General features: G+C 59.6%; 14 protein-coding genes and 2 riboswitches. Of the genes, 11 read left to right on the plus strand and 3 right to left on the minus strand.

Going from position 1 to position 19,307, the window contains the following annotated elements; genetic code table 11:
- Positions 1-3: 3 nt before the first annotated feature.
- Positions 4-426, minus strand: a complete 423-nt coding sequence (locus AC1DNW_RS30705; RefSeq protein ID WP_113296765.1) for a MerR family transcriptional regulator — start codon at positions 424-426, stop codon at positions 4-6.
- Positions 427-496: 70 nt separating this feature from the next.
- On the opposite strand from AC1DNW_RS30705, the gene AC1DNW_RS30710 reads away from it, so the two are divergent.
- The 7 genes from AC1DNW_RS30710 (at position 497) to AC1DNW_RS30740 (ending at position 11,242) form a co-directional block, all read left to right on the plus strand.
- On the plus strand, positions 497-2,791 hold the full coding sequence (locus AC1DNW_RS30710) for a heavy metal translocating P-type ATPase (protein ID WP_113308300.1): 2,295 nt from the start codon (positions 497-499) through the stop codon (positions 2,789-2,791).
- 40 nt (positions 2,792-2,831) lie between these two features.
- Positions 2,832-3,037, plus strand: a riboswitch (cobalamin riboswitch).
- Positions 3,038-3,144: 107 nt separating this feature from the next.
- Entirely contained in the window at positions 3,145-5,469 is a 2,325-nt protein-coding gene (gene metE, locus AC1DNW_RS30715) for a 5-methyltetrahydropteroyltriglutamate--homocysteine S-methyltransferase (protein WP_113308315.1), read from the plus strand.
- Between the two features lie 176 nt (positions 5,470-5,645).
- Positions 5,646-5,872, plus strand: a riboswitch (cobalamin riboswitch).
- Positions 5,873-6,138: 266 nt separating this feature from the next.
- Complete coding sequence (nrdH, locus tag AC1DNW_RS30720; RefSeq protein ID WP_113296768.1) at positions 6,139-6,360, plus strand: glutaredoxin-like protein NrdH; 222 nt, start codon at positions 6,139-6,141, stop codon at positions 6,358-6,360.
- Positions 6,361-6,373: 13 nt separating this feature from the next.
- Entirely contained in the window at positions 6,374-6,787 is a 414-nt protein-coding gene (nrdI, locus tag AC1DNW_RS30725; protein ID WP_112544454.1) for a class Ib ribonucleoside-diphosphate reductase assembly flavoprotein NrdI, read from the plus strand.
- Positions 6,766-8,934 carry a class 1b ribonucleoside-diphosphate reductase subunit alpha gene (nrdE, locus tag AC1DNW_RS30730; RefSeq protein ID WP_113308299.1) on the plus strand — a complete coding sequence of 723 codons (2,169 nt, stop codon included), beginning with the start codon at positions 6,766-6,768 and terminating at the stop codon, positions 8,932-8,934. Before nrdI ends, nrdE begins: the two co-directional genes overlap by 22 nt.
- A 14-nt stretch (positions 8,935-8,948) precedes the next feature.
- Entirely contained in the window at positions 8,949-9,923 is a 975-nt protein-coding gene (nrdF, locus tag AC1DNW_RS30735) for a class 1b ribonucleoside-diphosphate reductase subunit beta (protein WP_113308298.1), read from the plus strand.
- A gap of 95 nt (positions 9,924-10,018) precedes the next feature.
- Positions 10,019-11,242, plus strand: a complete 1,224-nt coding sequence (locus AC1DNW_RS30740) for an adenylate/guanylate cyclase domain-containing protein (RefSeq protein ID WP_113308297.1) — start codon at positions 10,019-10,021, stop codon at positions 11,240-11,242.
- A 7-nt stretch (positions 11,243-11,249) separates the two neighbouring features.
- Here the strand turns inward: AC1DNW_RS30740 and AC1DNW_RS30745 are convergent, their stop codons facing one another.
- The gene (locus AC1DNW_RS30745) at positions 11,250-12,311 is read right to left on the minus strand and encodes a LacI family transcriptional regulator (RefSeq protein ID WP_477836915.1); all 1,062 of its coding nucleotides are present in this window, start codon (positions 12,309-12,311) and stop codon (positions 11,250-11,252) included.
- Between the two features lie 301 nt (positions 12,312-12,612).
- On the opposite strand from AC1DNW_RS30745, the gene AC1DNW_RS30750 reads away from it, so the two are divergent.
- From AC1DNW_RS30750 to AC1DNW_RS30765, 4 genes are all read left to right on the plus strand, one after another.
- On the plus strand, positions 12,613-13,872 hold the full coding sequence (locus tag AC1DNW_RS30750; protein ID WP_113308296.1) for an ABC transporter substrate-binding protein: 1,260 nt from the start codon (positions 12,613-12,615) through the stop codon (positions 13,870-13,872).
- Positions 13,873-13,948: 76 nt separating this feature from the next.
- Positions 13,949-14,902 (plus strand): carbohydrate ABC transporter permease, encoded by a 954-nt coding sequence (locus tag AC1DNW_RS30755; RefSeq protein ID WP_113308295.1) that lies wholly within the window; start codon positions 13,949-13,951, stop codon positions 14,900-14,902.
- Positions 14,899-15,846, plus strand: coding sequence for a carbohydrate ABC transporter permease (locus AC1DNW_RS30760; RefSeq protein WP_113308294.1), 948 nt, complete (start codon positions 14,899-14,901; stop codon positions 15,844-15,846). The genes AC1DNW_RS30755 and AC1DNW_RS30760 overlap by 4 nt, the downstream gene beginning before the upstream one ends.
- Before the next feature lie 3 nt (positions 15,847-15,849).
- A complete protein-coding gene (locus AC1DNW_RS30765) occupies positions 15,850-16,965 on the plus strand; it encodes an ABC transporter ATP-binding protein (RefSeq protein WP_113308293.1) in 1,116 nt (371 codons plus the stop codon).
- Between the two features lie 33 nt (positions 16,966-16,998).
- Here the strand turns inward: AC1DNW_RS30765 and AC1DNW_RS30770 are convergent, their stop codons facing one another.
- On the minus strand, positions 16,999-19,242 hold the full coding sequence (locus tag AC1DNW_RS30770) for a glycoside hydrolase family 2 protein (RefSeq protein WP_113308292.1): 2,244 nt from the start codon (positions 19,240-19,242) through the stop codon (positions 16,999-17,001).
- Positions 19,243-19,307 lie beyond the last annotated feature (65 nt).

Genomic DNA, 19,307 nt, shown 5'->3' on the forward strand with positions numbered 1-19,307 from the left:
GTCTCAGTGATGAGGATGGGCACACTTGCCGTGGTCGGCGAGCACCTCGATGACCCGGCACTGGTCGACGCGGCCATGGCCGCAGCCTTCGACCATTTGTTCCAGTTCGGCCTTCAGGGCGTTCAGACTGCGGATGCGCTGTTCGACTTCGATAAGGCGCGCCTTGGCGATGGCATCGGCGGAGGCACAGGACTGGTCCGGGTCGTCCTGCAGGTGCAGCAGCGTGCGGATCGCATCGATCTCGAAGCCGAGTTCACGGGCGTGACGGATGAAGGCGAGGCGGTTGAGATCGGCTGGCTCGTAGGAACGCTGGTTGCCCTCGCTGCGGCTAGGTGCCGATAACAGGCCGATGCCCTCATAATAGCGGATCGTCGGCACCTTGACGCCGCTTTGGCGTGCCGCCTCGCCGATGGTGATCTTTTTCATGATTTCCTCTTGCACCTCTAGTCGCTAGAGGATGTAGGAAGGAAGCTGCCTACAAGCAAGGATTTAGATCATGAGTGAAGCAGCACAGGCACGGTACCGGGTTGGCGGCATGGATTGCGCCGCTTGCGCGACGAAAATCGACACGGCCGTCAGGCGCATGGACGGGGTCGAAGATGTCGCCGTCTCGGTGACGGCAGGTACGATGACCGTGCGTCATGACGGAAGCAGCGACCTGAAGGCGATCGAGAAGAAGGTAACCGGCCTCGGTTATTCCGTTGCTCCGCTCAAGGGCAAGGCGCCCGTTCAGGAACCGAAGGGTAGTCATGATCACGCACATCATGATCACGATCATGACCATGCGCATAAGCATGAGCATCATGACCATTCCCATGAAGGCCATGATCGCGATCATGATCATGCTGGTCATGACCATTCCGATCACGGGCATTCGCATGGCGCGGAGGAAGTCGAAGGGCTGCATGGCCATGATCATGGACCGATGACGGGTCCGTGGTGGCAGAGCAAGAAGGGTCGGCTGACGATCTTTTCCGGCGTGGCACTGGTGGCAGCCTATGTGGTGGGCCATCTGGTGCCATCGATTGCTTCCTATGCCTTCATCATTGCCATGCTGGTCGGGCTGGTTCCGATCGCCAAGCGCGCCATCATGGCGGCGCTTGCCGGCATTCCCTTTTCGATTGAAATGCTGATGACAATCGCCGCCGTCGGCGCAGTCATCATCAATGCCGGCGAAGAAGCGGCGACGGTGGTCTTCCTGTTCCTTGTCGGTGAGCTGCTGGAAGGCGTTGCGGCCGGCAAGGCGCGCGCCAGCATCCAGTCGCTGACAACACTGGTGCCGAAGATTGCGCTGCTTGAAACGGGTGGCGAGGTGAAGGAAGTGCCGGCGGAAACACTCGCTGTGGGCTCCGTCATTCTCGTACGGCCGGGCGATCGGATTTCCGCCGACGGTACGATCCTGTCTGGTGAAAGCGCTATCGACGAAGCGCCGGTGACCGGCGAAAGCACGCCGGTGCGCAAGGGAACGGGCGAGACTGTCTTCGCCGGTACGGTCAATGGCGATGCCGCGCTGCGCATTCGTGTAACGGCCGCTGCTGAGGACAATACGATTGCCCGTGTCGTCAAGCTTGTGGAAGAAGCCCAGGAATCCAAGGCGCCGACAGAACGCTTCATCGACCGCTTCTCGCGTTATTATACACCGGGCGTTGTTGTCGTGGCGGCGCTTGTCGCGGCCTTGCCGCCGCTTCTGATGGGTGCGGCGTGGGGCGAGTGGATCTACAAGGGTCTTGCGATCCTGCTGATCGGCTGCCCCTGCGCGCTGGTCATTTCGACGCCGGCGGCGATTGCGGCCTCGCTTTCGGCGGGTGCGCGTCGCGGGTTGCTGATGAAGGGCGGAGCGGTTCTGGAGTCGCTTGGCAAGGTGACGGCCGTTGCCTTCGACAAGACGGGTACGCTCACCGCGGGTAAGCCGCAGGTGACCGATATCATTGCCTATGGACGTCCCGAGGCGCAGGTGCTGTCACGCGCCGCGGTACTGGAGCAGGGCTCCAGCCATCCGCTGGCGCTGGCGATCCTCAACCGGGCGAAGGCCGATGGTGTGCCGATGCCGCCGGCTTTCGAACTTGAGGCGCTGCCGGGCAAGGGTGTGACGGGTAAGGTGGGCGGCGAGACGCTCGATCTCCTGTCGCCACCGGCTGCGCGAGAGCGTGGTGCTCTGAGTGCGGAGCAGGATGAGCAGGTCGCCGTCCTGAACGGCGCGGGCAAAAGTGTTTCGGTGCTGCTGATCGATGGAGTCGCTGCCGGCCTCATCGCCATGCGCGACGAGCCGCGTGAGGACGCAAAGAGCGGCCTTGCGACGCTGAAGGCGGCAGGCGTGCGTGCCATTATGCTGACCGGCGACAACAAGCGCACGGCCGCTGCCGTTGCTGGTGATCTCGGCATCGACTGGCGCGGCGAGTTGCTGCCGCAGGACAAGCAGCGGATCGTCGGCGAATTGAAGAAGGAAGGGCTGTTCGTCGCCAAGGTCGGTGACGGCATCAACGATGCGCCGGCGCTTGCCGCTGCCGATGTCGGCATCGCCATGGGCGGCGGCACCGATGTGGCGCTGGAAACCGCGGATGCGGCCGTGCTGCACGGACGTGTCGGCGACGTTGCGCGCATGATTGACCTTTCGAAGCGGACGATGCGTAATATCTTCCAGAACATCACCATCGCGCTGGGGCTGAAAGCGGTGTTCCTTGTCACCACCATCGTCGGTATTACCGGCCTGTGGCCGGCGATCCTCGCCGATACCGGCGCGACCGTGCTGGTGACGATGAATGCGCTTCGCCTTCTTCGTATAAAGATATAAAGATTTCTTTATGTGATCTTGACGTTGCGATGCGGTGGGTGCATGCTTGCCGCATCGTTGGTTCTTGGGATCAGACAATCCCAAGCTAAGAGGGAATTCGGTGCGGCGATCGCCAAGACCGAAGCTGCCCCCGCAACTGTAAGCGGATAGACACCGTCCTTCGACGTCACTGGGAAGACGCCTGGGAAGACTGGATGGTGTCGATGACCCGCAAGCCAGGAGACCTGCCGCGATAGATAACGTCCACGGGCGGGGTGTCCCGGTGTGCCGCTTTGCGCGAGACGGCACTCCTGTGTCCGCATCTCGTCGATGCGTTGCGCCTCAGCCTTGCCCATAACCTTCGGGGTAAGGAAATGACCATCAAGACTGCCAATCTCGGCTTTCCCAGGATCGGAAAGCATCGCGAACTCAAATTCGCACTGGAAAACTATTGGGCCGGAAAATCCGATGGCGGCGCGCTTCTCGATGTTGCGAAGCGGTTGCGGGCCGAAAACTGGGCCTTGCAGAAAGAGAAGGGGATCGACGTCATTCCCTCGAACGATTTCTCGCTTTACGACCATGTGCTCGACACGGCCGTCATGGTCGGCGCCATTCCTTCGACCTATGGCTGGAAGGGCGGCCCTGTTGCGCTCGATACCTATTTCGCCATGGCGCGCGGCTCGACCGGCGATGCGGCGCATGCCGATTGCGGCCATCAGCACCATCACGGACATGGCGTGCCGGCGCTGGAAATGACGAAGTGGTTCGACACGAACTATCACTACATGGTGCCGGAACTCGGTCCCGATCAGTCCTTTGCGCTGACGGCAAACAAGCCGCTCGATGCCTTCATCGAAGCCAAGACCCTTGGCATACACACCCGGCCGGTCATCCTCGGTCCGGTCACCTTCCTGAAACTCGCCAAGGGAACCGATGACGGTTTTGCGCCGATCAGCCTGCTGGAGCGCCTGTTGCCGGTCTATGCGAGGGTGCTGGCGGAGCTGAGTGCTGCCGGTGCCGACTGGGTGCAGATCGACGAACCGTGCCTGGTGCTGGATCTAACGGGAGAAGAGCAGGCGGCGCTGAAACATGCCTATCGCGCGCTGCATGAGCTGGTGCCGAACCTGAAGATCATGCTTGCCACTTATTTCGGCGACATAGGTGACAACCTGCCGACGGTGCTTGCGCTTCCGGTCGCGGGCCTGCATGTCGATCTCGTTCGTGCTCCGCGGCAGATCGAAGCCCTTCTCGATGCGCCCGGCGACCTGACGCTGTCGCTTGGCGTCATCGACGGGCGCAATATCTGGAAGGCGGATCTGGCTGCGATCCTGAAAAGGATCGAGCCGCTGATCCAGCATTTCGGTGCTGACCGGCTGCAGATCGCGCCGTCATGCTCCCTGCTACATGTGCCGATCGATCTGGAGTTGGAAACCGGACTGGACGACGAGCTGAGGTCATGGCTCGCTTTCGCGACCCAGAAGCTGGACGAACTTGTAGCGTTAGGCGACCCCGGCACGGCTTCAGAGGTGATCGCGGCCGCGTCGCGAGCCGTTGGCTTGCGTGCTGCATCAGTGCGCGTGCATGACATGAAGGTCAGGCAGCGGGTTGCCGCAATCGACGAGGCGATGAAGACACGCAGCAGTGACTTTGCGGAGCGCACCGGCCTGCAGGATCGAAAGCTTCGGCTGCCGCTTTTCCCGACGACGACGATTGGCTCCTTTCCGCAGACGGCTGATGTGCGCAAATCTCGCTCTGCTTTCACAAAGGGGGCGATCAGCGAGGCGGATTATGATGCCTTCCTGAAGAAGGAGACCGAAGCGGCGATCCGCTGGCAGGAGGAAATCGGCCTCGATGTGCTCGTCCATGGCGAATTCGAGCGCAACGACATGGTGCAGTATTTCGGCGAGCAGCTTTCCGGCTTCGCCTTCACGCAGCATGCCTGGGTGCAGAGCTATGGTTCCCGTTATGTCCGTCCACCGATCATCTTCGGCGACGTTTCCCGTCCCGTACCGATGACGGTCGAATGGTGGCGCTATGCGCAGTCGCTGACGGAGAAGCCGGTGAAGGGCATGCTGACGGGGCCGGTGACGATCCTCAACTGGTCCTTCGTTCGCGACGATCTCTCCCGCGCCGATGTCAGCCGGCAGATCGCGCTGGCGATCCGCGACGAGGTGTTTGATCTCGAACAGGCGGGTGCGGCGATGATCCAGATCGACGAGGCGGCCCTTCGCGAAGGTCTGCCGTTGCGCAAAGTGGACTGGAAGACCTATCTCGACTGGGCGGTGGAAAGCTTCCGCCTGTGCTCATCCGGTGTTTCCGACGAAACCCAGATCCACACGCATATGTGCTACTCGGAGTTCAATCAGATTATCGACGCCATTGCGGCCATGGATGCCGACGTGATTTCCATCGAGACCTCACGCTCGAAGATGGAACTGCTGGAAGCCTTCCGCAGCTATAAATATCCGAACGAGATCGGTCCCGGCGTTTATGACATCCATTCGCCGCGCGTTCCCGATGTCGAGGAAATGGCCGAGCTTCTGACGCTGGCGCGCGAGCGTCTGACGGATGGACAGCTCTGGATCAATCCCGATTGCGGATTGAAGACCCGTAAGTGGGAAGAAGTGCGCCCGGCGCTCGTCAACATGGTGGCCGCCGCCCGGCTGTTACGTGGTGCCGCAGTGATGACTCACGTCTGAGCGCCTGTTCGATTCCTGGAGAGCCGGCTATAGGTCGGCTCTCGCCTCGGCGGCCTTCTCCACAGCCTGCTGCTGTTAACCAGCCGTTATCCATGTTTTTCACAGGAATGTAGCAATTTCAAACATGCCGTAACGCGACGCACAAACCATCCGTTGACGTCAACTTCGATTCGAGTACTATATCTAGTGTTCAAGGTTCCTTCGATTCGTCAGGATTGAGGGCTAAGACGGGAATACGGTGCGTTTTGCCATGAAGGCGAAACAAGGCCGGAGCTGCCCCCGCAACTGTAAGCGGCGAGCAACTGTCCGATTTCAGGTCACTGAGGCATGATGCTTTGGGAAGGCTGCGGGCAGGGTGCTTCGACCCGCGAGCCAGGAGACCTGCCTTGAACGAGAAACGTCCACGGGCGGGGTGTCCGGAAGGTTGTGTGCATGTCAGGCGGATCAAATCCGCACCTGTTGCGCTGCCCCGAACGTCCGCATGAGCACTTCGGGGTTGAAGTCATGTTGAGAGCATCAAAACCGCCGCCGATGCACATCCTGCGAGGGATAATGCCAGGCGTGTAGAGCGCCAACTTTGTCAGATCATTCTCAAGCGTTGCCCCGGACGCCGTAAGGCGCCCGACCCTAGTTCTGCGTCCGGAATCCATTGACATCACGAGGAACATGATGAGCGTTACCGTTTACAGCAAGCCTGCCTGCGTTCAGTGCACCGCGACCTACCGCGCCCTCGACCGTCTGGGCGTAGACTATGAAATCATCGACATTTCCGAAGATGCCGACGCGCTCGATCGCGTGCGCGGCATGGGCTACATGCAGGTTCCGGTCGTCGTTGCCGGTGAGAACCATTGGGCGGGCTTCCGCCCTGATATGATCAGCGCGCTCTCCTGATCGGAGAAGAACGGTGGGCCTGATCGTCTATTATTCCAGCCGGTCCGAAAATACCCATCGTTTCGTCGAGAAGCTGGGACTGCGCGCGGCGCGCATTCCCGTAGGCGCTGAAGACATCCACATCCGCGAACCCTATGTGCTGATCTCGCCCACCTATTGCGGGGATGGCGGCCCAGGGGTCGTAAAGGGGGCCGTGCCCAAGCAGGTGATCCGTTTCCTCAACGATGCGGAAAACCGCTCCAACATCCGTGGCGTCATTGCTGCGGGCAACAGCAATTTCGGCGAGACCTACGGGCTTGCCGGCGACGTGATCTCGCAGAAGTGCCAGGTGCCGTACCTCTACCGGTTCGAGCTTCTGGGGACTGCCGAGGATGTCGCCAATGTCAAAGACGGGATGGGACGATTTTGGACACGGGGACAAATCTGACGCGGGATGCGGGCGCAAAACCGCTAAAGGCAGCGGACGTGCTGGATTATCACGCGCTGAACGCAATGCTGAACCTCTATGACGAGCTGGGCAAGATCCAGCTCGACAAGGATCGCATGGCGGCCAAGCAGTATTTCCTGCAGCACGTGAACCAGAACACGGTGTTCTTCCATAATCTCCGGGAGAAACTCGATTATCTGGTCACGGAAGGTTATTACGAGCAGGAAGTGCTCGATCAGTATTCCTTCAATTTCGTCCGCGACCTCTTCGACGAAGCCTATGCCAAGAAGTTCCGTTTCCCGACTTTCCTCGGCGCCTTCAAATACTACACCAGCTATACGCTGAAGACATTCGACGGAAAGCGCTATCTCGAGCGCTACGAAGATCGTATCTGCATGGTGGCACTGGCGCTTGCCCGAGGCGATGAGCAGCTCGCCCGCGATCTAGTCGAGGAGATCATTACCGGCCGTTTCCAGCCGGCAACGCCGACCTTCCTCAACGCCGGCAAGAAGCAGCGCGGCGAGCTCGTCTCCTGCTTCCTGCTGCGCGTCGAAGACAATATGGAATCAATCGGCCGCTCCATCAATTCGGCGCTGCAGCTTTCCAAGCGCGGCGGCGGGGTAGCGCTTTCGCTGACCAATATTCGCGAGTCCGGCGCGCCGATCAAGCAGATCGAAAACCAGTCTTCCGGTATCATCCCGGTCATGAAGCTGCTGGAAGACAGCTTTTCCTATGCCAACCAGCTCGGTGCTCGGCAGGGTGCGGGTGCCGTCTATCTCAACGCCCACCATCCCGACATCATGCGCTTCCTCGATACCAAGCGCGAAAATGCCGACGAAAAGATCCGCATCAAGACGCTGTCGCTCGGCGTCGTCGTGCCCGACATCACCTTCGAGCTCGCCAAGAACAATGAGGATATGTACCTCTTCTCGCCCTATGACGTGGAGCGGGTCTATGGCGTGCCCTTTACCGAGATATCGGTGACGGAAAAGTACCGCGAGATGGTGGCGGATGCCCGTATCACCAAGAAGAAGATCAAGGCGCGCGAATTCTTCCAGGTGATTGCGGAGATCCAATTCGAGAGCGGCTATCCCTACATCATGTTCGAAGACACGGTGAACCGGGCAAACCCGATCGCCGGCCGCATCAGCATGAGCAATCTCTGCTCGGAAATCCTGCAGGTCAGCGAAGCGAGTGAATTCAACGACGACCTTTCCTATAAGGTGATGGGCAAGGATATCTCCTGCAATCTCGGCTCGTTGAATATCGCCATGGCGATGGATTCGTCCGATTTCGGCAAGACGATCGAGACCTCGATCCGGGCGCTGACAGCCGTTTCTGACATGAGTCATATCTCCTCGGTGCCGTCGATCGAGAAGGGCAATGATGACAGCCACGCGATCGGCCTGGGACAGATGAACCTGCATGGATATCTCGCCCGCGAGCGCATCCATTACGGTTCGGAAGAGGGCGTCGATTTCACCAATATCTATTTCTACACGGTGACCTATCACGCGATCCGCGCCTCCAACCGCCTTGCGGTCGAGCGTGGTGCGAGCTTCAAGGGCTTCGAGAATTCGAAATATGCCTCCGGCGACTATTTCGACAAATATACCGACCGGGAATGGAAGCCGGCTACCGAGAGGGTGCAGGCGCTGTTTGATGACGCCGGCATCCATATCCCGACGCAGGAAGACTGGCTTGAGCTGAAGAAGGCCGTAATGGCCTCCGGCCTCTATAACCAGAACCTGCAGGCGGTGCCGCCGACGGGCTCGATCTCCTACATCAACCACTCGACCTCTTCGATCCATCCGATCGTCTCGAAGATCGAGATCCGCAAGGAAGGCAAGATCGGCCGCGTCTATTATCCGGCGCCGTTCATGACCAACGACAATCTCGATTACTATCAGGATGCCTACGAGATCGGCCCTGAGAAGATCATCGACACCTATGCGGCGGCGACCCAGCATGTCGATCAGGGCCTGTCGCTGACGCTGTTCTTCCGGGATACGGCAACCACGCGCGATATCAACCGCGCCCAGATCGATGCCTGGAAGAAGGGCATCAAGACGATCTACTATGTTCGCCTTCGCCAGATGGCGTTGTCCGGCACCGAGGTGCAGGGCTGCGTTTCCTGCACGCTTTAACGACCGGAGACATCATGAACATGCAATTAAAGCCGGTCAGCCGCGTGCGCGCCATCAACTGGAACCGCATCGAGGACGACAAGGATCTGGAGGTCTGGAACCGCCTCACCGGCAATTTCTGGCTGCCGGAAAAGGTGCCGCTGTCAAACGACATTCCTTCCTGGGCAACGCTGACGACCGCCGAACAACAGCTGACGATCCGCGTCTTCACCGGGTTGACGCTGCTCGATACGATCCAGAACGGTGTCGGCTCGGTCAAGCTGATGGCAGATGCGGCAACACAGCATGAGGAGGCGGTGCTTTCCAACATTTCCTTCATGGAAGCGGTACATGCGCGCTCCTATTCCTCGATCTTCTCGACACTCTGCCTGACGCCAGATGTCGATGATGCCTATCGCTGGTCGGAAGAGAACGAGTTCCTGCAGAAGAAGTCGGCGCTGATCATGGAGCATTATGCCTCCGGCGATCCCTTGAAGAAGAAGGTCGCGAGCGTCTTTCTCGAGAGCTTCCTCTTCTACTCCGGCTTTTATCTGCCGATGTACTGGTCGAGCCGCGCAAAGCTCACCAACACGGCCGACATGATCCGCCTCATTATCAGAGACGAAGCCGTGCATGGCTACTATATCGGCTACAAGTTCCAGCGCGGGTTGGAGCGCCTTCCCGAAGAGCGCCGGCAGGAGATCAAGGATTTTGCCTTCGACCTGCTGCTCGAGCTCTACGATAACGAGGCGAAATATACCGAAGCACTCTATGACAGCGTCGGTTTGACCGAGGACGTCAAGAAATTCCTGCATTACAATGCCAACAAGGCGCTGATGAACCTCGGTTACGAGGCGCTGTTCCCGGCTGAAGCCTGCAAGGTCAATCCGGCGATCCTGTCGGCGCTATCTCCGAATGCCGATGAGAACCACGACTTCTTCTCCGGCTCCGGCTCCTCCTATGTCATCGGCAAGGCAGTCGCGACGGAAGACGAAGACTGGGATTTCTGAGGCCTAACTTCACGAAGCCCCTTATCATCGGGCCCGCCATCGCCCACATTCAGCGCGAGCAGATTCAGTTGAATGTGGCGTAGCGGGAGTTTTCGATGAAGTCCTCTGTCAACAAGGCCGCTGTGGCCAACGAAACCGTCGAAGGCGTGTGGCCGATCCGCCGGAGGCGGATTCTTGACTGGCTGGTGAACGAGACGCGCGGCGAGCGCTTCATCGATAATATCCTGATGGAAATGTGCGAGAAGCTGCTGGCCGCCGGCGTGCCGGTGACACGCTCCAGCCTGCATTTCCGCACAAATCATCCGCAATGGATCGGCGCCCGTATCCTCTGGGCCGAGGGTATGAAGGAGGCAAAGATCAATACGTTTGCCTATGGCGTGGAAAATACGCCGCAGTATCTGAATAGCCCGGTCAACGAGATCCACAACGGCGCCAACGAGGTGCGGAAGAACCTGGAGGATTTGTGGGAGGGCGACGACAATCCCTTCTACCAGGAGCTGCGCGACGAAGGCTATTCCGAATATATCGCCTGGCCGATCGACCACACGTTTGACAAGCGCCACGTCGTGACCTTTTCGACCAATCGACCGGGCGGTTTTACCGGCGAACACCTGGATTTTCTGCGCGACCTGCTGCCCGCCCTGACGCTGGTCAGCGAGATCCGGCTGAAGAACATCATGGCGCGCACGCTGCTGCAGACCTATGTCGGGCCGCATGCGAGTGAACAGATTCTTTCCGGCGTCATTACCCGAGGCAGTGGTACGACCGTCGGCGCGGCGATCATGATCTGCGATCTGCGCGATTTCACGGCGATCTCCGATCTCTGGCCGCGCGATGACGTCATCCAGTTGCTTAACGACTATTTTGACGCCATGTCCGACCCGATCGAGCGGCACGGCGGCGAAATCCTGAAGTTCATGGGCGACGGATTACTTGCCATCTTCCCCCTGTCGAAGCCTTCGGCTTGCGAGGATCTCCTGACGGCCATCAGGGAAGGTCAGGAGGCGATGGCACAGCTCAACGAGCAGCACAAACGCCTGGGGCGCGAGCCCCTGCGTTATGGCGTGGGCGTGCACGTGGGTGATGTGATGTATGGCAATATCGGCTCGCGCCGGCGGCTGGATTTTACCGTCATCGGTCCGGCGGTCAATGTCGCCTCACGGCTCGAGAGCCTGACGAAGGAGGTCAAGCGACCAGTCCTTCTCTCCCGCGCTTTCGTCGAGATGGCCACTTGCAGCCAAGAGATGGACAGTCTCGGCAGCTTCCCGCTACGCGGGCTCGGAGAGCCAGTCGACGTCTTTGCCTTTCGTGACAAGTGATGCGAGCTTAGGCGACCGGGAAGTTGATCTGAGGCGGCAGGAGCAGGGTCTCGTTTTCCGCTGCCGGATTGCTGATTCGCTGGAGAAGCATCTGTCCCAGATGTTCGCCGGCCTTGACCAGATCTTCGTAGATCGTGTCGATCTTCGGTTGAAGATGCGTCAGGAGATGCGAGGTCTCCTTGGCGACAATATCATAGTCTTCTGCGAGAATCCGCCCGGCATCACCCATGGCTGTCACAAGCGCCAGCGCCGAGACCTCGCCCGGACAGACGAATCCATCGGGAACATCGGCTGCGGCGGCACGCGCGCGAAAGAAATCTCTGATTTCATTGGCTGGTGAATCGAGCGTGACGGCCTCCGATATTTCGTAGGCGACGCCCGCCTCGCGCACTGCGGTCATGAAGCCATGAAGGATATGCTGGCTGAAAGTCAGCCGCTTCGGTGGCATGACGACCGTGACCCTCTTTCTTCCCTTGGCGATCAGACGTCGGGTGGCCTCATAGGCAAAGGCGTAGTTGTCATAATCGACGTAAGGGTGTGGTGTCGAAAACTCGGTGCGGCCGTGGCAGACGAAGGGAAAGCCGACTTCCTGCAGCATCCGAACCCTGGCATCGAAGGGCTCCGTCCGCGTGAAGATCAGGCCGTCGGCGAAATTGTTGCGAACGATGTATTCCGCCGCTTCGAGATCCGTCGTCGACAGAAAGTTCGGGGCGACGACAAGATGATAGGACGTCTCCTTCAGCACCTTGGCGATGCCGTACATGATGGCGGTGCCGAAACCGACGACTTCCTGATGCGGATCGAGAAGAATGCTGATGACATTGGTGCGGCCAGTCTTCAGGCGCTGGGCAGCCCGGTCCGGCAGGTAGCCGATCTCGCGCGCAATGCGGTGGACGCGCTCACGCGTCTCGACCGATATCTGCGGGGCGTCGCTGAGCGCCCGCGAAACCGTTGTCACCGCAAGGCCCGTTAAAGTCGCGATGGTACGCAATGTCGGCTTGCCGCGTCTTTGCGCGTTCTCGGGATTTTCACCGCGTTGCAGTTGAGGCGATTCGGTCACTGAGGACATTCCATGCTGGATCGCGGCTACCTTAACACGATGCAACCGACGCGCAATCAATCTATGCAAACGATTTAAATTCTTAGGGGTTTCCTAGCCTCCTTAAAAAAATCCAATAAAATCAGTGTTTATGCGAATTAAGGATATTTTTCTCGGGAGTCGAGAAGGACTTGACGCCGTTGTGTTTATAACGTTTTAAATTGTTAACCGCGCTGGGAGGTGCGGTGTGGTGTCTGACCGCCGTTGAGACGGGAGGCATCTGGGCGGCTGAGGAGGGTCTCGCCGCCTAATCACGAACGGGAGGATATTCATGCGCAAGTTTTTGAGCTCGGCAGCTCTTGCTGTCGTGATGATGGCTGGTTTCGGCAGCGCTCACGCGGCTGACGTCAAGGAAGTTCAGATGCTGCACTGGTGGACGTCAGGCGGTGAAGCCGCGGCGCTCAACGTGCTGAAGCAGGACCTTTCCAAGGAAGGTTTTGCCTGGAAGGATGTGCCGGTGGCAGGCGGTGGCGGCGACGCAGCCATGACCGCCCTGAAGGCGATGGTTGCTGCAGGCACCTATCCGACCGCCTCGCAGATGCTTGGCTATACCGTGCTCGATTACGCCCAGGCAGGCGTCATGGGCGACCTGACCGAGACGGCCAAGAAGGAAGGCTGGGACAAGTCCGTTCCGGCAGCACTTCAGAAGTTCTCGGTCTATGACGGCAAGTGGGTTGCAGCTCCTGTTAACGTTCACTCAGTCAACTGGCTGTGGATCAACAAGTCCGTCATGGACAAGATCGGCGGCACGCAGCCGAAGACCTTTGACGATCTGATCGCCCTGCTCGACAAGGCGAAGGCAGCGGGCGTCATCCCGCTCGCGCTCGGCGGGCAGAACTGGCAGGAAGCCACGATGTTCGACTCCATCGTGCTCTCGACCGGCGGTCCGGAATTCTACAAGAAGGCTTTCAACGACCTCGACGAGGCTTCGCTGAAGTCCGACACGATGAAGAAGTCGTTCGATAACCTCGCCAAGATCATCCAGTATGTCGACCCGAACTTCTCGGGCCGCGACTGGAACCTGGCGACCGCCATGGTCATCAAGGGCGATGCGCTCGTGCAGGTCATGGGCGACTGGGCGAAGGGCGAATTCGTTGCCGCCAAGAAGACCCCTGATACCGACTTCCTGTGCTACCGCTTCCCCGGCACCGATGGCAGCGTGATCTACAACTCCGACATGTTCGGCATGTTCAACGTTCCTGACGACCGCAAGGCCGCTCAGGTGGCGCTCGCCACGGCAACGTTGTCGAAGAGCTTCCAGTCCGCCTTCAACGTCGTCAAGGGTTCGGTTCCGGCCCGTACCGACGTTCCGGATACGGCTTTCGACGCTTGCGGCAAGAAGGGCATTGCCGACCTGAAGCACGCCAACGAAGGCGGCACGCTGTTCGGCTCGCTGGCACAGGGCTATGGCGCACCTCCGGCTATCGCCAACGCCTATAAGGACGTCGTCTCGAAGTTCGTCCATGGTCAGATCAAGACCTCCGACGAAGCTGTGACTCAGCTCGTCCAGGCTATCGACGACGCTCGCTAATATTCCACCGACCAAGGCTTTCCCGCACTCTTGCGGGGAAGCCACAGCCCCTGCGGTGCAGGGAGGAGATGATCACATGAGCACAGTTGCGACCACAGATCCGGTCCTGACGTCGAAGTCTTCAACCCGCACGTCCATTCGAGGCCGGCTGCAGGATGCGCTGCCGAAGATCGTGCTGGCGCCGAGTTTCCTGATCACCGTGATTTTCGTCTATGGCTTCATCGTCTGGACGGCCTATCTCTCCTTCACCAATTCCAAGACATTCCCGTCCTATGTGCTGACAGGGCCTCGCGCCTATCAGCGGCTCTGGCGCTGGACTTTCGAGAGCGATCCGCCGTCCTCGTGGTACACGTCGATCACCAATATGGGGATCTTCGGTTTCCTCTACATCTTCATCTGCCTCGGGCTCGGCCTGATGCTGGCGATCCTTCTCGACCAGAAGATTCGCGGCGAAGGCGTGCTGCGGCCGATCTTTCTCTATCCGATGGCGCTGTCCTTCATCGTAACAGGTGTTGCCTGGAAGTGGTTCCTCGATCCGGGCCTCGGCCTGGAGCAGACGCTGCATCATCTCGGCTGGACGAGCTTTCACTTCGATTGGATCAAGAACAAGGACTTCGTCATCTACACCGTCGTCATCGCCGGTGTCTGGCAGGCCTCCGGCTTCGTCATGGCGATGTTCCTGGCGGGTTTGCGGGGCATCGACGGTGAGATCATGAAGGCGGCGCAGATCGATGGCGCTACACCGTTCCAGCTTTACCGGCGCATCGTCATTCCGTTGCTGCGGCCGATCTTCCTCTCCGCCTTCATCGTGCTCGCCCATATGGCGATCAAATCCTATGACCTCGTCGTGGCACTGACGTCAGGCGGTCCGGGTGGCTCGGCCTGGCTGCCGTCCAACTTCATGTACGAATATACGTTCAAGCGGAATGAAATGGCTGTCGGTTCTGCAAGCGCCATCATCATGCTGATGACCATCTCGGCGATCATCGTTCCCTATCTTTATTCCGAACTGAAGGAGAAGGCGCGATGAGCAGCGTGACCTCTTCCGATATCGCGCGCACACATGGTGGCAATGGCGGCCGCTGGATTGGCCGCGTCATCATCTACGGCCTGCTGTTGATCTTCGCCGTTCTCTATCTGATGCCGCTTTTCGTCATGCTGACGACCTCGTTCAAGACGATGGATGAGATCCAAAACGGCAACATGCTGGCGCTGCCGCAGGCGCCGACGCTCGATCCCTGGTTCAAGGCCTGGGGCGAAACCTGCGTTGGTCTTACCTGCGCCGGCATCAAGGGCTATTTCTGGAATTCGATCAAGATGGTCGTGCCGGCTGTCGCGATCTCCACCATTCTCGGCGCGCTCAACGGTTATGTGCTGACCAAGTGGCGGTTTCCCGGCGATACGCTGGTCTTCGGGCTGATGCTCTTTGCCTGCTTCATCCCGTTCCAGTCCGTGCTGCTGCCGATGGCGACCATTCTCGGTTTTCTCGGCCGTTTCGGCACGACGCTGCAGAATGCCACGGGCTTCACCTTCGGCTTCGGCAATCCGACCGTGAACCTTGTCTTCGTGCATGTCGTCTACGGTCTCGGCTTCACGACGCTGTTCTTCCGCAATTTCTATGAGGCCTTCCCGACAGAGTTGGTGAAGGCCGCGCAGGTCGATGGCGCGAGCTTCTTCCAGATTTTCCGGCGCATCATGCTGCCGAACTCGCTGCCGATCATCGTCGTTACGGTCATCTATCAGTTCACCAATATCTGGAACGACTTCCTCTTTGCCTCGGCCTATGCCGGTACAGGCGACTCCATGCCGATGACGGTGGCGCTGAACAATGTCGTCAATACCTCGACCGGCGTGGTCGAATATAATGTCAACATGGCTGCGGCGATGATCGCTGCCGTTCCTACGCTCATCGTCTATATCCTCGCCGGCCGCTATTTCGTTCGCGGTCTGATGGCGGGCGCCGTCAAAGGGTGATCCATGGCTTTCCTTGAAATTTCCGGTCTCAAAAAGCGTTTCGGCGCCGTCGATATTCTCAAGGGGATCGACCTGGAACTCGAAAAAGGCGGCTTCCTGGTGCTGGTCGGCCCGTCCGGCTGCGGCAAGTCCACGCTGCTCAACACGATCGCCGGGCTCGAAGCGATCACCTCGGGCGAGATCCGCATCGATGGCCGCTCCATCAACGGCTTGCACCCGTCCAAGCGTGATATCGCCATGGTGTTCCAGAGCTACGCGCTCTATCCGAACATGACGGTTGCCGGCAATATCGCCTTCGGCATGGAAATTCGCGGCGTGCCGAAGGACGAGCGCGAGAAGGCGATCAAGCAGGTCTCCGACATGCTGCAGATCGGCCATCTGCTCGATCGCAAGCCTTCGCAGCTTTCCGGCGGCCAGCGGCAGCGCGTCGCGATGGGTCGTGCGCTGGTGCGCAATCCGCAGGTCTTCCTCTTCGACGAGCCGCTCTCCAACCTTGATGCGAAGCTGCGCGTTGACATGCGCACGGAAATCAAGCGCCTGCACCAACGCATGGGAACGACGATCGTTTACGTCACCCACGACCAGATCGAGGCCATGACGCTGGCGACGAAGATCGCCGTGCTTAAGGACGGCGTGCTGCAGCAGTTCGGTACGCCAGCGGAAATCTACAATAGCCCGGCCAATGTGTTCGTGGCTGATTTCATGGGGTCGCCGGCGATGAACCTGCTTAACGCCACCGTCGAAAACGGCGACGGCGGACTGCAAGTATCGCTGGAGCGGCCCAATGCCGCGCCGCTGAAGCTACCGGTCAATGCGGGCAATAACAGCCTGACCGGCTATGCGGGCAAGCAGGTGATCTTCGGCATTCGTCCCGAAGCATTGACGGATCCTGACGGGGCCGACCGCAAGGCGAAGTCGGTCGTCCACGGCGACTGCGCCATCGAAGTCGTGGAACCGGCAGGCTCGGATACGTTTGCCGTCACCAAGCTCGGCGGCAAGTCGGTGGTGGCGCGACTCGGCGCCGATACCGGCATCCTGCCCGGCCAGAACACCCGCCTTGCCTTCAATCTCGACAAGGCGGTGTTTTTCGATCCCGCCAGTCAGCTCAGGATCGCTTAGAGCCTCTTCGCTGCGCAGGTGCTGTGGCGGCCGTCAGACGGCCGCCACCGAGAGCGTTACCGGTGCGAAGTGGCTCGACGTCGCTTCGACTGTGATTTCGCCCGTCAGACCCGTTGCCTCCAGCCAGAAACCGGTCGTACCGCCCTGCAACGGTACCGTTGTAGGGCCGACGACCTTGGCCGGGCCACGGACCGTCAGGGTGACGACGTCGTTCAGGAAGGGCAGGCGCTGGCCGCGCTGGTCGAGCGCGCGGATGATGACACGGGTCGTGTCGCGTTCGCGGGCTTTCAGCGTGGTACTGTCGGGAGAGACTTCCAGCTTGGTTGGCAATGGATCGGCTGCCAGCGTCAGCCTTGCCGCGGGCTCGCCATTGATGAAGCCGGTGAACTCACCATCGATCCATTCCAAGCCCCAGCGCCCGAGTTCATCCTGGGTGAAATGGCGGTGGTCGAGCACGACGGGCGGATGCGGCAGGTGCGGATAGTTCTCGCGATCCGGGCCGATACGCTTCGTTAGGGAACCATATTTCAGTTCCACCTCGTCGCAATTGGTGAGGATGATCAGTGGCAGCACGCCGCCGATGCTGCGTTCGCCACGCGCCCAGAAGGTGACCGGCTTCATGATCACTTCATCGGAGGGATCGCACTGGCTGGCATAGACATAGGCGGCGAATTTCGGTTCGCGGAACATGTCCATGACGCCGTGATAGCAGATGCGATCGCCCGAGCCGAAATCCTTGTGGGTGTTGTAGTCGAACATGCACCAGCCGATCGCGCCTGAAATATCCGGGTCGCCGTAAGCAGCGTTCAGTACTTCCAGATGGCGGCGCACATGTTCGGCCTGGCGCTGTTCGGCATCATACATCTTGGTCGGATGCATGTGGCCGTTGAACTCGGTGATGATGTAAGGGACCTTGTAGGAGAGGCCCGTATTTTCCTGCTGGCTGCGCAGCGCCGTGCGTGGACGGTTGGCGCCCGGCAGTTCCTCGTTGCCGAGGATGAAGTCGTTCATCGTATAGACGTCTTCCAGCAACTCGCTTTCGGTCAGATAGCGAACGCCGCCGGTCTGGCGGGTGGAATCCAGTTCGTGGGCCAGCCGGTTGGTCGCGGTATAGAAGTCGTGGCTGTCGAGCGACTCGTTGATGCGCACGCCCCAAATGATAATCGAGGGATGGTTCCAGTCGCGCTCGATCATGCGGCGCACGTTCTCGATGGATTCCTTCTGCCAGTCGAGATCGCCGATATGCTGCCAGCCGGGGATTTCTTCGAAGACGAGCAGGCCGATGCGGTCGCACTGGTCCAGGAACCATTTGGACTGCGGATAGTGCGAGGTGCGCACGATATTGCACTTCAGCACCGACTTCATGATGTCGGCGTCGCGCTCCTGCGCGGAGCGGCCGGCGGCATAGCCGACATAGGGATAGGCCTGATGGCGGTTGAGGCCCTGAAGCTTCACGGGATGCCCGTTCAGAAGGAAACCTTCGGGCGTGAACTTTGCGGTGCGGAAGCCGAAATGAGCGGTGGTTCTGTCCGCGCCATGCTCCGTCCTCAGTTCGACCGAGACTTCATAGAGCGCCGGGTTCGACAGATCCCAGAGCGTTATATCGGTCAGGCCACCGAAGGACAGCGTAGTGGTGGTGCCGATCGTTTCGCCGGCCGCACTCGCAAGTATGTTGCCGTGCGCATCTCTCAGCGATCCGGTGACGGTTGCCGCATAAGTCAGAAATTGCGGGTTGGCGATGTCGACACGCACTGTCGCCGACTTCGTGTCTGAGAGAACGTCTTGCGTTTCGATCTTGAGATTGCGGATCAAAACCTTTTCGGTGACCTTCAGCCAGACGTCCCGATAGATGCCGGCATAGGTGAGATAATCGATGCGGCCGCCGAAGGGCGGGATGGCCGGGTTCTCGCTTCCGTCGATCTTGACGGTGATCAGGTTGTCGCCCTTGATCAGCTTGCCGGTGAGGCGAGCCTCGAAAGGCGTGTAGCCGTCCTTATGGGCGATGATCTCTTCGCCGTTCAGATAGACGACGCTGTCGGCCATGGCGCCGTCAAAGAGGATGGAGACTTCGCGTCCCTCGAATTCGGGCAGCCAGCGCAGCACCTTCTGATAGGTGAAGGCGCGCTGATAGCGCTTTTCGTCGAAATAGTTGAAGGGCAGCTCGACGGCGGTGTGTGGCAGGTGGACCATGCTGACGCCGTCAAAAGCTTCAGTCAGGCTCGGGCTGAAGCCTTCGTGGAAGCTCCAGGATTCGTTCAAGGAAACGACAGAGCGCATCTCATTCTCCCTGGCAGGCGGCAAGGGAGAGGTGGCGCCGGATGGCGGCGCGGAAAAGGGTGGTC

The organism is Rhizobium sp. 05L429 (genome assembly GCF_056397645.1).

Bases quoted from the DNA above. Each gene is read 5' to 3' on its own strand.
- metE (WP_113308315.1), top strand. From the start codon at position 3,145: ATGACCATCAAGACTGCCAATCTCGGCTTTCCCAGGATCGGAAAGCAT.
- AC1DNW_RS30710 (WP_113308300.1), top strand. From the start codon at position 497: ATGAGTGAAGCAGCACAGGCACGGTACCGGGTTGGCGGCATGGATTGC.
- AC1DNW_RS30765 (WP_113308293.1), top strand. From the start codon at position 15,850: ATGGCTTTCCTTGAAATTTCCGGTCTCAAAAAGCGTTTCGGCGCCGTC.
- AC1DNW_RS30760 (WP_113308294.1), top strand. From the start codon at position 14,899: ATGAGCAGCGTGACCTCTTCCGATATCGCGCGCACACATGGTGGCAAT.
- AC1DNW_RS30705 (WP_113296765.1), bottom strand. From the start codon at position 426: ATGAAAAAGATCACCATCGGCGAGGCGGCACGCCAAAGCGGCGTCAAG.
- AC1DNW_RS30745 (WP_477836915.1), bottom strand. From the start codon at position 12,311: ATGTCCTCAGTGACCGAATCGCCTCAACTGCAACGCGGTGAAAATCCC.
- AC1DNW_RS30740 (WP_113308297.1), top strand. From the start codon at position 10,019: ATGAAGTCCTCTGTCAACAAGGCCGCTGTGGCCAACGAAACCGTCGAA.
- AC1DNW_RS30750 (WP_113308296.1), top strand. From the start codon at position 12,613: ATGCGCAAGTTTTTGAGCTCGGCAGCTCTTGCTGTCGTGATGATGGCT.
- AC1DNW_RS30770 (WP_113308292.1), bottom strand. From the start codon at position 19,242: ATGCGCTCTGTCGTTTCCTTGAACGAATCCTGGAGCTTCCACGAAGGC.
- nrdH (WP_113296768.1), top strand. From the start codon at position 6,139: ATGAGCGTTACCGTTTACAGCAAGCCTGCCTGCGTTCAGTGCACCGCG.
- nrdF (WP_113308298.1), top strand. From the start codon at position 8,949: ATGAACATGCAATTAAAGCCGGTCAGCCGCGTGCGCGCCATCAACTGG.
- AC1DNW_RS30755 (WP_113308295.1), top strand. From the start codon at position 13,949: ATGAGCACAGTTGCGACCACAGATCCGGTCCTGACGTCGAAGTCTTCA.